The organism is Gordonia amicalis (assembly GCF_022059885.1).
In the GTDB taxonomy this organism is placed as follows: domain Bacteria; phylum Actinomycetota; class Actinomycetes; order Mycobacteriales; family Mycobacteriaceae; genus Gordonia; species Gordonia amicalis.
Genome location: NZ_CP091855.1, coordinates 945,417 through 960,361 on the forward strand (window position 1 = coordinate 945,417; position 14,945 = coordinate 960,361).

General features: G+C 66.5%; 12 protein-coding genes. 4 read left to right on the top strand and 8 right to left on the bottom strand.

All coding sequences use genetic code 11. The features are described from left to right. Positions 1-25: 25 nt before the first annotated feature. Together IHQ52_RS04315 and IHQ52_RS04320 are read right to left on the bottom strand one after the other, a co-directional pair. Complete coding sequence (locus IHQ52_RS04315) at positions 26-688, bottom strand: TetR/AcrR family transcriptional regulator (protein WP_006438697.1); 663 nt, start codon at positions 686-688, stop codon at positions 26-28. 37 nt (positions 689-725) lie between these two features. Next, complete coding sequence (locus IHQ52_RS04320) at positions 726-1,817, bottom strand: aminotransferase class V-fold PLP-dependent enzyme (protein WP_006438696.1); 1,092 nt, start codon at positions 1,815-1,817, stop codon at positions 726-728. Between the two features lie 104 nt (positions 1,818-1,921). Between IHQ52_RS04320 and IHQ52_RS04325 the strand changes: the two genes are divergently transcribed. Beyond that, positions 1,922-2,473, top strand: a complete 552-nt coding sequence (locus IHQ52_RS04325) for a hypothetical protein (RefSeq protein WP_024497955.1) — start codon at positions 1,922-1,924, stop codon at positions 2,471-2,473. On the opposite strand, the gene IHQ52_RS04330 is transcribed toward IHQ52_RS04325, so the two are convergent. After that, positions 2,454-3,785 carry an MFS transporter gene (locus IHQ52_RS04330; RefSeq protein WP_024497956.1) on the bottom strand — a complete coding sequence of 444 codons (1,332 nt, stop codon included), beginning with the start codon at positions 3,783-3,785 and terminating at the stop codon, positions 2,454-2,456. The genes IHQ52_RS04325 and IHQ52_RS04330 overlap by 20 nt on opposite strands. A 167-nt stretch (positions 3,786-3,952) precedes the next feature. Here IHQ52_RS04330 and IHQ52_RS04335 point away from each other — a divergent pair, with 167 nt between their 5' ends. Together IHQ52_RS04335 and IHQ52_RS04340 are read left to right on the top strand one after the other, a co-directional pair. Continuing rightward, positions 3,953-4,546, top strand: coding sequence for a YqgE/AlgH family protein (locus tag IHQ52_RS04335; protein ID WP_081712392.1), 594 nt, complete (start codon positions 3,953-3,955; stop codon positions 4,544-4,546). A gap of 312 nt (positions 4,547-4,858) precedes the next feature. After that, positions 4,859-6,904, top strand: a complete 2,046-nt coding sequence (locus tag IHQ52_RS04340; protein ID WP_024497958.1) for a CocE/NonD family hydrolase — start codon at positions 4,859-4,861, stop codon at positions 6,902-6,904. Positions 6,905-7,092: 188 nt separating this feature from the next. Here the strand turns inward: IHQ52_RS04340 and IHQ52_RS04345 are convergent, their stop codons facing one another. The 5 genes from IHQ52_RS04345 to IHQ52_RS04365 all read right to left on the bottom strand — a co-directional run bounded on the left by IHQ52_RS04345 (position 7,093) and on the right by IHQ52_RS04365 (position 11,802). Then, positions 7,093-7,425 (bottom strand): hypothetical protein, encoded by a 333-nt coding sequence (locus IHQ52_RS04345; protein WP_024497959.1) that lies wholly within the window; start codon positions 7,423-7,425, stop codon positions 7,093-7,095. 166 nt (positions 7,426-7,591) lie between these two features. Continuing rightward, positions 7,592-8,371: an IS21-like element helper ATPase IstB gene (istB, locus tag IHQ52_RS04350; RefSeq protein ID WP_191834619.1), complete on the bottom strand. Its 780-nt coding sequence runs from the start codon at positions 8,369-8,371 to the stop codon at positions 7,592-7,594. Positions 8,372-8,376: 5 nt separating this feature from the next. Further along, complete coding sequence (gene istA, locus IHQ52_RS04355; RefSeq protein WP_316249309.1) at positions 8,377-10,104, bottom strand: IS21 family transposase; 1,728 nt, start codon at positions 10,102-10,104, stop codon at positions 8,377-8,379. 157 nt (positions 10,105-10,261) lie between these two features. Next, on the bottom strand, positions 10,262-11,257 hold the full coding sequence (locus tag IHQ52_RS04360) for a bile acid:sodium symporter family protein (protein WP_024499037.1): 996 nt from the start codon (positions 11,255-11,257) through the stop codon (positions 10,262-10,264). 29 nt (positions 11,258-11,286) lie between these two features. Then, positions 11,287-11,802 (bottom strand): SdpI family protein, encoded by a 516-nt coding sequence (locus IHQ52_RS04365; RefSeq protein WP_024499038.1) that lies wholly within the window; start codon positions 11,800-11,802, stop codon positions 11,287-11,289. Positions 11,803-11,933: 131 nt separating this feature from the next. Between IHQ52_RS04365 and leuS the strand changes: the two genes are divergently transcribed. After that, positions 11,934-14,819: a leucine--tRNA ligase gene (gene leuS / locus IHQ52_RS04370; protein WP_024499039.1), complete on the top strand. Its 2,886-nt coding sequence runs from the start codon at positions 11,934-11,936 to the stop codon at positions 14,817-14,819. The last annotated feature ends 126 nt before the right edge of the window (positions 14,820-14,945 follow it).

A 14,945-nucleotide genomic window follows, 5' to 3' on the forward strand; every position in this document is an offset into this window, starting at 1 on the left:
GCGAAGGGGGTCGACGCGCGGGAAATCAGGACTTTCGGTGGGCTGCGAGGAAGTCGTCGACGATCCGCTCACGATCGGCTGCGGTCAGGGTCAATATCCCGGAAAGGCGGGCGAAGACCAGCGGACCGGCGAGTTGCAGGACAGCCAGGTCGTGGTCGACGTCCCCGAGCTCGGCCTGTGCGATGTCGGTGTCGAGGAAATGGTCGAGTGGTGCGCGATACTGGGCGATGACCCGCTCCCGCAACTCGGCCAGTCGGCGTTCGCGATCGGTGGTGTGCTCCGGCGAGTCGGTGCTGATGGCCAGCCAGGCCAGCACGGTCGTGTGCATCGGCGCGCTGTCGGCGAGCGCGGCGTTCTGGTGCATCAGTTCGACGAGCTGTTCACGTAACGAGCCGGTGAGTTCCGTGGGTTCGATCGGGTCGGGAAGCAGACGGTCGAAGGCCGCCGCGAGCAGATCACCAGTGGTGCCGAAATGCCGGTACAGGGTGGTTCGCGCGACCTTGGACGCACGGCTGACGGCGTTCACGGTCACCGCTTCCACTCCACCGCTCTTCAGCAACGACACCGCCGCGTCGACGAGTCGTGTTCGGGAACGCACCCGACGCGGATCTTCGTCGTCACCGAGGTCGTCTCTCGGTTCGGGCATGTCGTCGCTGCGGCGCGGAGCGCCGTCTTCGTCGGATTTCACGTGGCCGTCCTGGATCCCTGAGAGGCTGATCGATCTGTCAATAACCCATGGTGCGCAACGCATCTGCGAGACGGTCGAGGTCTTCTCGCTGTACGTCGAGGTGTGGGCTCAGCCGGAGGACGGGCGTCTCGGTTGCCAGCGGGGCACGCCAGGCGTCGGCCGCGGTGACCAGGATGCCGAGCGAGAGCAACTTGTCCCGCGCGGCGGCCACGTCGTCGAACTGCCAACCGGGGGGCGGCGCCAGGGTCACGATCGCCGACGGCTCGTCGAGGGGTTCGAGGACCTCCCAGCTGGCGATGCCGTGCAGCCGCTCGCGGGTGGCCTTGCCGATCGTCGCCAGCTCACGAAAGACCCGTTGTTGTCCGATGTCCAGGAGTTCGCGGACCGCGATCCCGAGTCCGAGACGGCCGGCGATGAAAGCATCTGATCCGTCGATCTCGACCGGCCGCAACGAGTCTCGGCGTACCGCGACGAATCCGACGCCGCGCGGGCCGGTCAGCCACTTGCGGCTGGTGCCGTAGACGACATCGGCGCCGGTCACGGTGGGGACGTGACCGACCGACTGGGCCATGTCGACGACCACGGGCACGCCGGCTCGGTGGGCGAGTTCGACGATCCGCGCGACCGGCTGCACCGCGCCGGACATCGACCCGATGTGGCAGACGTGGATGAAGTCGGGCTGCTCGAACTGCAGCATGTTCTCGAGCGCATCGGTGTCGATGTGGCCGTACACGTCGCCGTCGGGCATGGTGTGCACGGCGTAGCCTCGACGCTCGAACTCCTCGAGGTTGGGGCCGAACTCGTTCTTGGCCACCCAGACCGTCGAGGTGACGGGGAGACTCCAGTTGGTGAGCAGTGCGCGCAGTGCTGCACGGGCGCTCTCGCGGAAGATGATCTCGTCCGCCGTGTGCCCGAGCAGTGCGGCGAGATTGCGTGTGTCGCGGGCGATTTCCTCGGCGCGATCGTCGGCGGCGACGTAGGAACCGCGCTCGGTCTCACGCCACAGGTGCGCGGTCATCGCACCGATCACCGCGTACGACGATCGGCCGGCGGAGGCGGAGTCGAGATGCGCGAGGGCTGGTTTCAGCCGCGCTGCATGCCATTGCTCGCCGAGGTCGCTGACGTACATAGGGCCTCAACCTACCGGGTACGGACGGTCTCGGTCACACGCCGGGTGTGATGTGGCATGCGATCGATGGAACCGGGCGGGGTGGTGCTTGCGTCCAACAACGCATGGACCCGGTGATCGAGTATCTCTTCGGGCCCGGCGACGGTTCGACGACGCGCTGGTCCACTCCTGCAGACACCACTCTCGGCGATGCCGGGCCCGACGCGGTCCGACTCGATTTCGACGGTGACGGTCGGCGCGACGACGCGATGTGGGACACCGACGCCGACGGCATCGCCGACGCGGCCGCGCTCGACACCGATGACGATGACGTGCCCGACGCGTTCTACCGCGATTCCGGCGCGGGTCTGTGGGACCGGGCCGTTGCCCGTGACGCCCTGGGTGCCGGTGCTCCCCACGACCCGGCGCCCGAGGACCACACCTCGGGTGAACCCGACGGGTCACGCCTCCTGAGACTCGACCTGGACGCGGACGGAGACGCCGATGCCGAACTGGTGGGGGCGGAGAGGGGCGGTCGGGTCGTGGCCGAGCGCCTGTACGTCGACGCCGACGGCGACGGCACGACCGACACGGTGGTGGTGGATCTGAACGGGGACGGGGTCGCCGACGCCGCCTATGACAGGCGCGATCCGCGGTTCACGCGGCGGGGTCGGTGAGGGCCTGTGGGCCGGCCGTCGGCTCACCGACCGCCACGGCGCGGTTGTACAGGGCACGTACCGCCACCATGCCCAGGAGGTACAGCGCCACGCCGAGGACGACGAGCACGGTGGCATGACCGTCGACGGGGATCGCCACGGCCGCCACGGTGACCGCGCCGACGTAGGCGATGTTGAACACCGCGTCCTGCACCGAGAACACCTGACCTCGCACCGCGTCGCCGACGTCGACCTGCATCGCGACATCGCCGCACAACTTGGCGACCTGACCGATCAACCCCAGCACGAACGCCGACCCACAGATCACCGCGAAGTGGAATCCGAGGACCGTGACCTCGGCGATCGCCCCGATGGCCAGCGCGCACATCAGCGTCGGGTACCGCCCGACGCGGGCCACCGCGATCGGGGTGACCACCGCGGCGAGGAGGGCACCGGCTCCGGTGAATCCGATGACGAGGCTGACGCGGTCGAGCCCGTCTCCGGGTCCCATCTGCCGCGTCAGCACCAGGATCATGAGCGTGTTCATGCCGAACACGAGCCGGTGGGCGCCGATGGCCGTGAGTGCGGCCGCAACGGTCTTGTGGTGCGCGACCGCCCGGGCGCCGTGCCACAGACCTACCGACACCGCGTGGAACGCCGACCTGCCCGGATCGTCGGGTACGTCGGGACCCAGCTGCAGCGGTCGGAATCGGTGGGCCAGACCGCCGGACACGACGGCGAGTGCGATGCCTGCCAGCATGGTGAGTGCACTGCCCGAATTGTCGTCGCCGAAGATCGCGCGCAGACCCAGCGTGATCCCGAGCCCGACGCTCAGCATCGCGCCACCGAGGGTGGTGAACAGCGCATTGGTCGCCACGATCACCTCGCGCCGGGCGACGTGCGGGAGTCCGGCGGACAGGCCGGCGGCCACGAACCGGCTCGCGCCGGTGGCGGCGAGCGCCGAGATCAGCACCACGACATCGGGGGCCCCGGAGGCGACCGCGATCGCGACGAGTCCGATGATCGCGCCGCGCAACAGGTTCGCGTACAGCAGCACATTGCGTCGATCCCAGTGGTCGAGCAGTGCTCCCGCGAACGGTCCGATGAGCGAATACGGCAACAACAGCACCGCGAGACCCCCGGCGACGGCGAGCGGATCCGCGTGGCGTTCGGGGTTGAAGAGGATGCTTCCGACGAGTGCGGCCTGGAAGATCCCGTCGGTGACTTGGCTGGAGAGACGGACGAACAGCAACCGTCCCAGGCCTGGTGAATGACGGAGCGAATCGATGAACACCGACCAGCCTCGGCGGCGGCTCACCTCGGTGCTGTTCACTTGTTCAAGCGTACTCACCGACGGGTTGCGGGTCCGTCGACTGTGGCGTGTTCGGGACTCGACGGACGTGCGATGATGGCTGAGTGGCGGGCGGTGACGACGCAGAGGATCCCACACCGGAATTCCGCTCCGGGGATCCTTCGGCGGGCAGCGGTGGCGGTGGCCGCATGCCGGGGGTCCCGTGGGATGCAGATCCCACCCATCGCGTCCGGCCCGGAACCGCACTCATCGCGTCGACCGATCTCATCGAGCCGACCTTCGCGCGCACGGTCATCTATGTCATCGAGCACAACGAGGCCGGCAGTCTCGGCGTGATCCTCAACCGCATGAGCCAGACCGCGGTGCACAATCTGCTGCCCCAGTGGACGGACATCGCGGCGTCCCCGCGCGCGCTCTACGTCGGCGGTCCGGTCAACCAGGACGCGGCACTGTGCCTGGGCGTCATGAAGCACGGTCACGACGTCGAGGACCATCCCGCTCTGCGCCCGGTCGACGGCCGCGTCGTGCTCGTCGATCTCGACGCCGACCCGGAACCGCTCGCCGAGGTGCTCGAAGGCGTGCGCATCTTCGCCGGCTACAGCGGATGGGGTATCGGTCAGCTCGACGACGAACTCGACCAGTTCAGCTGGATGCTCGCCTCGGCACTCCCCCGCGACCTGCTGGCCCCGCCCGCAACCGACGTCTGGTTCGACATCCTCCGCCGGCAGCCCTGGCCGCTGCCGCTCCTCGCGACTCACCCCATCGACCTCAGCCTCAACTGACCCCCGTTCCTCGCGACGCATCCCATCGACCTCAACTGACCCCCGCTCCTCGCGACGCATCCCATCGACCTCAACTGACCCCCGCTCCTCGCGACGCATCCCATCGACCTCAACTGACCCCCGCTCCTCGCGACGCATCCCATCGACCTCAACTGACCCCCGCTCCTTGAGTAGCCCCGGAGCTTGCGGAGGGGCGTATCGAAAGGACTCGTGACCCGCATCACTCCCGATGCTAAGTTGTGATCGCTTGATCAGGTTCCCGCCGCGTCGACGCTCTGACGTCGTCGCGGCGCATCACACGCGGGGGTGTGCATGGGCAAGTCGTCGAGAAGCGTTCGTCTGCTGGCGGGGGTGATCGCACTCGTCGCGGCGCTGGTCGCGCCGACCGCGGTCGCGGGGGCCGCACCGAGCGGACCCACGGGAGGGGCCGCCGCCGCGCGCTGGGCCGCGGGCCACGACGGCCCGCAACCCTATGCCGGCGTGAACGTCAGCTGGGACGTGCCGATCAGGATGAGTGACGGCACCGTCCTACGCGCCAACGTCTATCGGCCTGCTGATGCCCGCGAACGACCGACGTCGACGAAGACGCCGGTCATCGTCAACATGACCCCGTACACCAAGCTGATCACCACGGTCGGATCCGCGGTCACGCAGCATCCGGTGCTCGAGCCGTTCCTGCTGCAGATCGCCCGGTCCATCAACCTGTCCGGCACGCCGATCGACGGCATCAACGACATCGCGCACACCCTGCGCGACGGGGGCGCCAAGACTTTCCTCGTCGACTTCGACCTCGTCCGCAGCGGCTACACACAGGTCGTCGTCGACGTGCGCGGAACCGGCTTCTCCCAGGGCAAGTGGGACGTCTTCCAGGACCGCGAGCAACGCGACACCATCGAGGTCATCAACTGGGCGTCGAAGCAGCGGTGGTCCAACGGCAAGGTCGGCATGTCCGGTGTCTCCTACTCCGCGATCAACCAGATCCAAGCCGCCAACAAGAACCCGAAGGCACTGAAGGCGATCTTCCCGGTCGAACCGGGCGGTGATCTCATCCGAGACATCGTGGCGCCGGGTGGGGCGTTGGGTGTCGGCTTCCTGCCGCTGTGGCTGACTCTGGTCAACACCACGAAAATGATCCCGAACGTGGCGTCGATGCTCAACGGCACCTTCGACTGGAAGTGGCTGGCCGACCGGATCTCCGACCCGCTGACCTTCTATCCGCAACTCTTCGCAGCACTGCTCACACCCGACGTCGCGTCGGTGCCGCCGGAGCTGAAGGCGTTGCTGGAGAACAACTCCGAACCGCGGTCCGCCTGGCTCGACCGTGCCGAGAACATCACCACGCCGACCCTCATCTACGGCGGCTGGTTCGACCTCTTCACCAACTCCGAAGTCCGCATGTACAACAAGATCCCGCTGCCGCCGGGCCGCAAGCAGCTGATCATGGGCGACGGCTATCACCTGACCATCGGCGGCGGGCAACAGGGTCGCGACGGCACGCCGCCGCGACTCGACGTGCTGCAGAAGGCGTGGTTCGACAAGTGGCTTAAGGGAATCGACAACGGCATCGACTCCTATGGTCCGGTGAACCTCAAGCAGGTGGGCGATTCCTGGATCACCGCCCGGCAGTTCCCGCGCGCCGGGATGGAGCGTCAGCGCCTCTATCTGAGCGACCGGCGTAGCGGTACCGCGGCACACGCGGTCCGCGACGGCAGCCTGACCACGAAGGCCCCGCGGTCGCGGGCACGCATGTCCATCGCCCCCGGCCTCGCCCCCATGTGTTCCCGCGACGCGGCACAGCAACTGGCCGGTGCGCTGGCGATCTTCCCGTTCTGCGCCGACGATGCCCGCATCTCCGAACGCGCGGCACTGTCGTTCACCACTCCCCCGCTCACGACGACCCGCAGCGTGTCCGGGTACTCCAACATTCGGCTGAACACCGTGCTCGACGCCACCGACGGCTACTGGACGGCCACCCTCAACGACGTCGCGCCCGACGGCACGTCGAAGGTGATCTCGTCGGGACAGGTGATGGCGTCGCTTCGTGGATACGACCGCGCGGCATCGCAATTCGCGCCGAACGGAGACGTGATCGACCCGTTCTACAACCTCACACTGTCCTCACGGCAGCCGGTGGCTCCGGGACGTCCGGTCAGCATAGACATCGGGCTGCTGCCCACCGAGGCGATCGTGAAGCCGGGTCATCGCCTGCGGGTCGACGTCTTCGCGATGAACTTCCCGCGCGGTCTGCCGCTACGCCCGTTGCTGAACGAGTCGGGCCTGAAGCCGCAGCACATCCAGCTCGACCCGAGCCGGCCGAGCTTCGTGAACCTGCCGCTGTCGACGCCGGTCGGTGGCTGACACGCCAATCGGTGACTGACACGGCGAGGGTCGCTCGGCGACAGTCGATCTGAGACGGACCAACACACTGACGACACCGCTGGAGCCGTCGACCTTTTGGTCGACGGCTCCAGCGTGTGCGATCTGTGCGGGCGCGGTTTCGCCGACTGCGATGCCGGTGTGCGTCCGCGGTTCAGGTGTCGTTCGGATCAGTACCCACCAGCGTCGTCCTGCGGTTCTGGACTGCCCGACTTAGCCAGGCCTCTCGCGATCATGTAACCGACGGTCAGCCACGTGATGTACTTGAGCGCGTCGGCAGCACCGAACGGATCGACGTCGCCATCTCCACCGCCCACCACGAGCGCGGTGATCACCACGGCGAGTACGGCGAGCCCATACGCGATCAGTTCACTCGTCTTCGTCGAAGCCTTTGTCTCTACATTTCGGCGGAACCCTACGGGGTTGGGCGTGGCGATCGGGGGCGCAGAATTGCCGGGCGCGGCACCGGGATTGGGCTGCCGGTACGGTTCGGGGCTGGTCATGAGAAGGCCTTTCCTCGAATTGCTCACCCTTCTCCGGTGACCCCGGAGAAGGTGCACCTCTGTGCATCTCAGGGTCCCCCGATCAGGATGCCGCCAAACACCGGGTGTCATTTGCCACCGCTATGGGACCACCTGTTTGCCACGAGCATGGGACCACCTTGGCGCGTTATTGAGGATGCGCGGTGGGGTCGTGGCGGTCAAGTCCGGGGCGTTGGCGCTGGCGGTACGAGGGGCCTTCCACGACCAGCGTGTGAGCTCGAGAGGTCAATCGGTCGATGGCCGATTGGGCCAGCAGTGCGTCGGTGGTCATGGTCAGCCACTCGGCGGGCTCTCGGTTCGAGGTGATGATGGTGGTCTTGGTGTGGTGGCGTTCGACGATGAGTTCGTAAAAGTCGTTGGTTTCGGTGGCGTCGAGGGGCCGTAGGGCAAAGTCGTCGATGACGAGGACTTCGGTGGTGGTGAGTTTGCGGAGTTCGGCGTCGGTGCTGTTGTCCAGGCGCGCGGCTTTGAGTCGGTGAAACAGTTTGTCTGCGCGGGCGAACAGGACGGTGTGGCGTCGGCCGATTGCCATGTGGCCCAAAGCTGTTGCTAGGTGTGTTTTGCCGACCCCGACGGGTCCGAGGATGATGGCTGACTGTTTGGCTTCGATGAATCGCAGTGTGGCCAGTTCTTCGAGTAGTTCCCGGTCATAACGCAGGTCGTCTTCGGCCCGCCAGCTATCGATGCGCATGGCTGGGTCCAGGCCTGCTTTGATTGATCGCAGTGCGGCAGAGCGTGATTCGCGGCGTGAGACTTCGTCGGCAAGTAGCTGTTCGAGGAAGTTGATGTGTGAGGTTTTGTGTTGCCGTGCCAACGCGGCGCGTTGCGGGAGGGTGTCAGCGAGCGCACCGAGTTTGAGGGCTTTGAGTGAGCGGAGCAGGTCAGCACCGATTGGTTGGGTGGTCATGGTCTCTAGTTCTCCTTGGTGCCTGGAATGAGGGTCAGTGCTGCTGCGGCAGCGGCGAATTCGGAAGGGTCACGGGTGAATCTGGTGGGGGCGTGACCGGCGGCTCGGGGCAGTGCTGGGCTGGTGGTTTCGGTGCCACGTTCGAGCATGGAACGGATCTTGGTGACCGCGATGACATCGAGAGCGAGGGCTGACTGGCAGGCCGCATCTACTGGTGCGGCTCCGTAGGTCGAGACCAACCCGATCAGTGCGTATACCGCCCGCATGCGCGACCAGGGGCGAGGGTCATCAACGATGCGCGCAGCGTAGAGACCGATATGTGGGCCGTAGCGTTCGCATTGCTGCAGCTGGGCGGTGATGTTGCGGGTGGCGTAGGCACCCAGATCTGCCGGGTAGTCCGCCGGATCGGTGCTGCGACCACCCGCGCCTTGTCGGGGGTGTTGTTTGATCAGCTCGCCGCGGTGATAGAACTTCACCGTCTCGGAGTCGGCGCGAACATCGACGGTGGTACCGATCCACGTTTCTGGAAGCGAGTACAACGCTTTACCCACACAGGCGTGAAAGTCTTTGTGCACCTTCACTTGTTTGAAGACCGGAACATCGTAGGGCTGCTGGGGTACCGGCAGCAGATGCCGGTGTTCCTCGGCGGCGAAGACGACCGCGGGTTGGGTTGCGGTGGTGCCGTGCACCCGCATGCCGGCGGTGTGAGCACACCAGGTGCGTGCTGCTTGCTGGGCATGGTCGAGGTCGGTGAAGGTTTCCCCGGCCCAAAAGTTCTTCTGCACGTACTGGATGGTGCGTTCGACCCGGGGTTTGTCCTGCGGGGTGCGCACCCGAGCGGTATCGGTGACGAACCTGGCATGGGCTGCGTAGTCCAGCCATCCCCGACTCAGCCGTGGGTTGACTGCATCAGCCTGGGCGACACTGGGTTTCATGTTGTCGGGGATGATGACGGCGAACACCCCATCGAAGAATTCCCACGCCGCTTGGCAGCCGGTGATCACCGCGTCCAGGGTTTGTGAATGGGTCAGCCACACGAACGTGTGCCGCGAGTAGACCGCGGTGATCACCAGGGCATGGACCTTGCGGCGTTTGCCGCTGGCAGGGTCATCGAGCAGCCCGAGGTACCCGAAATCGAGCTGACATTCTGCACCCGGAGCGCAGTCGTCCACGCGCACGGTGGATGTTGTTCGCCGGTACCCGCATTGCTCGGTCGCGAACCTCACCAACGTCCGATAGGGCACCTGGCATCCCTGACGGGCAAGCAGGATGTGAATTTTAGTCAGTGTCAACGGTTTCTGGTCGCCATCACCGGCGACCCAGGTTCTGATCTGATCGGTGAACCCGGCCAGTTGTTCCCATGCCTGCCCGTGCCCGTTGGGCCGGACCGGGCGTACCGCGGTCACGATTCTCCCGATCAGCTCATCGGTCAACGCGTCGGCACCGGCGCCGTGGACCAATCCTGCCGCTTGCGCGGCCTGTACATACCGTCGCACCGTCTTGCGGTCGACTCCGGCGTGAGCGGCGATCGTGCGTAGTCCCGGCGAGGGCAATCCCACCGCCAGGCCCAGCCACAAACGCAGTACTTCTCTGATCTCTTCCACTGCAACCTCCCGGTAGCCCATGCCCGCCGCCCCTCCTGCGAATCTTGCAGTTGAGTCAACGAGCAAAACGAAGGGACCACCGACGCGACGCGCCGGTGGTCCCATAACTGGCAATCCAGGTGGTCCCATCCTCGTGGCAAAAATCAGCTCACGGTGGTCCCTTCACGGTGGCAACTGACAACCGGGCAAAACAGTCAGGCGTGCCGTGTGCTCGCCCGTATCCGTACCTGACCGCATCGAACAGGCCGCGGCCCGTGACTTTTTCGACCGTGGACCCCGGTAATCGTCAGGAGGTCTCCGCAGCCTCCGCCTCACGTCCGTACCGCGTCGCCAGCCACGAGCAGATGATGAGCTGGATCTGATGGAAGATCATCAGCGGTAGGACGATGAGGCCGACGGTCGAACCGGCGAAGAGCACGGTGGCCATCGGGAGCCCGGTGGCGAGGCTTTTCTTGGTGCCGCAGAACTGGATGGCGATGGTGTCGGCACGGTCGAAGCCGAGCTTCGTGGGCAGCCATCCGGTGACCACGAGCATGACCACGACGAACACCAGCGAGATCAGCGACACGGCGATCACCTGCACTGCGTCGACCGACGACCAGATGCCGTTCTCGACGCCCTCGCTGAAGGCGACGTAGACGACGAGCACGATGGCGCTGCGATCGGCCAGCTTGGTGATGTGGGCGTGGCGTGCGAAGAACGGCCCGACCCACGGTCGTGCCAGCTGACCGACGACGAACGGCACCAGGATCTGCGCCACGATCTTCAGGATCGCCGACGCGTCGATGGTGGCGTCTCCGGTGTTCTGCATCAGTGCGACGACGAGTACCGGGGTGAGGAACACACCGAGGATGTTCGACGCGGAGGCGCTGACGATGGCGCCGGCGACGTTGCCCTTGGCGATGGAGGTGAACGCGATCGACGACTGCACCGTCGAGGGCACCAGACACAGGAACAGCAGCCCGGCATAGAGGTCGTCACCGATCAGCGGCTCGACGACCGGTTTGAGGGCCAGACCGATGATCGGGAACGCGACGAAGGTGAACGCGAGAATCGTCAGGTGCAGCCGCCAGTGCTTGAGGCCGTCGAGAGCCTCGCGCGGGTGCAGCCGCGTGCCGTAGAGGAAGAACAGAGCACCGATCGCGACGACGACGATCCACTCGAATGCGTCCCCGGCGGCCCCGCGGACGGGCAGGAAGGCGGCGACGACGACCGCGGCCACGATCGCGAGGATGAATCCGTCGATCGGCGAACGGTCGAGGAGGTTCTTGAGCGCGCGCATATGTGAGAGCTGCCGACGGCGGGTGACGCTCAGGCCTGCGCGGTGTCGTTCGCGCAGACGCCGCGCAGCGAGCACGCACCGCAGCTGCTGGTGCCGCAGTCGGCAGCCGGGTCGGACTCCGCCCCGGCCGGCTTCTCGGCGGAATGCGCGTCGTCATGACCCGAGCAGCAGGAGCAGCCCGCGTCCTCGGCCGGTACGGTCGCAGCCGCGCGCACGCCGATGGCGCTGACCAGGCCGATGATGACAAGCGCGGCCACCAGGGCGACGACACCGAAGAGGATGGACCAACCGCCGTCGACGGCCAGGGTGGCGACCGCACCGAGGACGAGGATCACACTCGCGCCGAGCGTTCCGGGTGCCGCGACGCGGTTCGCGACGCGGAAGGCCTCATCGGAGCGCATGGTCTCGTCGGTGCGAACACCGAGACGGCGGTTGCGGGGAAGAGAGCCGCGAAGACCGCGGACCCCGACCGTGGTCCAGAGCCCGGCCAGTGCGAAGAGCAGGACGGCAACGACGACGGACAGGGCATTCACGACCCACAGCATACGACTGCGTCCGCTGTGCAACCGAATCGAGCGTGCCCGGGTGAACTGCACCTCATGGACGTGCCTGCGCTGGCGGGGTGACGAGCTGACCGGATTTCAGGCTGGTCGGGCACAGGATTTACCCTGGTCGGGTGACTTCAGTCGACACCACCAGCACCAACGGCTCCGCCGGGGCGACCGCTCATCGCTACACCGCGGAGGTCGCGGGTGAGCTCGAGCAGCGCTGGCAGCAGGCCTGGTCCGACGAGCATGCCTACGAGGCACCGAATCCCGTCGGACCGCTCGCCGGTGACCTGAGCGCGTTCGGCGGCGGCAGCGCCGACGCTCCCGACAAGCTGTTCGTCCAGGACATGTTCCCCTACCCCTCGGGTGCGGGTCTGCACGTCGGCCATCCGCTGGGGTTCATCGCCAGCGACGTCTTCGCCCGCTACCAGCGGATGACCGGCAAGAACGTTCTGCACACGATGGGTTTCGACTCCTTCGGTCTGCCGGCCGAGCAGTACGCCGTCCAGACCGGCACCCATCCGCGGACCACGACCGAGCAGAACATCGAGCGCTACCTCGGCCAGATCCGACGACTCGGCCTCGGCCACGACGAGCGTCGTCGCGTCGCGACCACCGACGTCGACTTCTACCGCTGGACGCAGTGGATCTTCCTGCAGATCTACAACGCCTGGTTCGACGCCGAGCAGGGCAAGGCCCGGCGCATCTCCGAGCTGGTCGACGAGTTCGCCGCGGGCACACGTGAGCTCACCGGCGAGAACGCCGGCAAGTCCTGGGCGGATCTGACGCCGGCCGAGCGCACCGCAGTGATCGACGACCACCGCCTGGTGTACCTGAGTGATTCGCTGGTCAACTGGTGCCCCGGTCTGGGCACGGTGCTGGCCAACGAGGAGGTGACCGCCGACGGGCGCAGTGATCGCGGCAATTTCCCGGTCTTCCGCAAGCATCTGCGGCAGTGGATGATGCGGATCACCGCCTACTCCGACCGGCTGCTCGACGACCTGGACCTGCTGGACTGGCCGGAGAAGGTCAAGACCATGCAGCGCAACTGGATCGGCCGTTCGCGGGGTGCGCAGGTCCGGTTCGGGGCGCCCGGTGTCGGCGACATCGAGGTCTTCACGACCCGCCCGGACACGCTCTTCGGTGCCACCTACATGGTGCTGGCCCCCGAGCATCCGCTGGTCGACGCGCTGACCGCCGACGCCTGGCCGGAGGGCACCGACGACCGGTGGACACGCGGCGGCAGCGATCCCGCGACGGCCGTCGCGGAGTACCGGTCGTCGATCGCGGCGAAGTCCGACCTCGAACGCCAGGAGAACAAGGAGAAGACCGGCGTCTTCACCGGTTCCTTCGCGATCAATCCGGTGAACGGACACCAGGTTCCGGTCTTCATCGCCGACTACGTTCTCATGGGTTACGGCACCGGCGCCATCATGGCGGTCCCGGCGCACGACGCCCGCGACCACGAGTTCGCGACCGTGTTCGGCCTGCCGATCATCGAGGTGATCGGCTCGGACACCGACGTGCAGGTCGAGGCCTACATGGGCGACGGCCCGTTGGTGAACTCGGACTTCCTGGACGGCAAGAACGTCGAGGACGCCAAGGCCGCAATCGTCGAACGCCTCGAGGCAGGCGGCGTGGGCACCGGCAAGATCCAGTACAAGCTGCGTGACTGGCTCTTCGCCCGTCAGCGTTACTGGGGCGAGCCGTTCCCGATCGTCTACGACGCCGACGGCCAGCCGCACGCGTTGCCCGAATCGATGTTGCCGGTGGAACTCCCGGAGGTCGAGGACTACGCGCCGGTCTCCTTCGACCCCGACGACGCCGACAGCGAGCCGTCGCCCCCGCTGGCCAAGGCCGGCGAGTGGATGACCGTCGAGCTCGATCTCGGAGACGGTCCCAAGACCTACACCCGCGACGCCAACGTCATGCCGCAGTGGGCGGGCAGCTCGTGGTATCAGCTGCGCTACATCGATCCCACCAATCAGGAAACCCTGTGCGACAAGGACAACGAGGCCTACTGGATGGGTCCGCGTCCCGAATTGCATGGTCCGAACGATCCGGGTGGCCTCGACCTCTACATCGGTGGCGTCGAACATGCCGTGCTGCACCTGCTGTATTCGCGGTTCTGGCACAAGGTCCTGTTCGACCTCGGCTACGTCACCAGCCGCGAGCCGTATCGAAAGCTGTTCAACCAGGGCATGATCCAGGCGTACGCGTACACCGACTCGCGCGGTATCTATGTGCCGGCCGAGGAGGTCACCGAGGAGAACGGCAAGTTCTTCTACAACGGTGAAGAGGTGCGCCAGGAGTACGGCAAGATGGGCAAGTCGCTGAAGAACTCGGTGACCCCCGACGACATCTGCCGCGACTACGGTGCCGACACCCTGCGCGTCTACGAGATGTTCATGGGTCCGCTCGACCAGTCACGCCCCTGGGCGACCAAGGACGTCGTCGGTTCGCAGCGGTTCCTGCAGCGCATCTGGCGCCTGGTCGTCGACGAGGAGTCCGGTGAGCTGCGCGTCGCCGACGCCGAGTCCGACGACGACACGAAGCGGTTGCTGCACAAGACGATCGCCGGTGTCCGCGAGGATTACGCGGCACTGCGCAACAACACCGCCGTCGCCAAGCTGACCGTGCTGACCAACCACCTCACCAAGAACTTCGAGAAGGCCGGTGCGCCAAGGGATGCCGTCGAAGCGCTGGTGATCATGCTCGCGCCGCTGGCACCGCACATCGCCGAGGAACTGTGGCATCGCCTGGGCCACGACACCCTCGTCGTCCGCGCGCCGTTCCCGGTCGCCGACGAGGCGTGGCTGGTCGAGGACACGATCGAGATCCCGGTGCAGGTCAAGGGCAAGGTCCGCAGCCGGATCACGGTCGCCGCCGACGCCGACGAGGACACCCTGCGCACCACTGCCCTCGCCGACGAGAAGATCGCCGCACTCCTCGACGGTGCCGAACCGCGCAAGGTGATCGTGGTGCCCGGCCGGATGGTGAACATCGTCCCCTGACGCCTCGCGACTTCGGAGCGATCGCGACGTGCCGTTTTCGCTCCCTGAGGTGTGAGGAGTGATGGTGGCGTGCCGTTTTCGCTCCCTGAGGTGTGAGGAGCGATAGCGACGAGCCTCGAAGGGCTC

Excerpts from the sequence above, each read along its gene's own strand:
- IHQ52_RS04320 (WP_006438696.1), bottom strand. The coding sequence starts at position 1,817 with ATGTACGTCAGCGACCTCGGCGAGCAATGGCATGCAGCGCGGCTGAAA.
- IHQ52_RS04325 (WP_024497955.1), top strand. The coding sequence starts at position 1,922 with ATGGACCCGGTGATCGAGTATCTCTTCGGGCCCGGCGACGGTTCGACG.
- IHQ52_RS04335 (WP_081712392.1), top strand. The coding sequence starts at position 3,953 with ATGCCGGGGGTCCCGTGGGATGCAGATCCCACCCATCGCGTCCGGCCC.
- IHQ52_RS04340 (WP_024497958.1), top strand. The coding sequence starts at position 4,859 with ATGGGCAAGTCGTCGAGAAGCGTTCGTCTGCTGGCGGGGGTGATCGCA.
- IHQ52_RS04345 (WP_024497959.1), bottom strand. The coding sequence starts at position 7,425 with ATGACCAGCCCCGAACCGTACCGGCAGCCCAATCCCGGTGCCGCGCCC.
- istB (WP_191834619.1), bottom strand. The coding sequence starts at position 8,371 with ATGACCACCCAACCAATCGGTGCTGACCTGCTCCGCTCACTCAAAGCC.
- istA (WP_316249309.1), bottom strand. The coding sequence starts at position 10,104 with ATGGGACCACCTGGATTGCCAGTTATGGGACCACCGGCGCGTCGCGTC.
- IHQ52_RS04360 (WP_024499037.1), bottom strand. The coding sequence starts at position 11,257 with ATGCGCGCGCTCAAGAACCTCCTCGACCGTTCGCCGATCGACGGATTC.
- IHQ52_RS04365 (WP_024499038.1), bottom strand. The coding sequence starts at position 11,802 with ATGCTGTGGGTCGTGAATGCCCTGTCCGTCGTCGTTGCCGTCCTGCTC.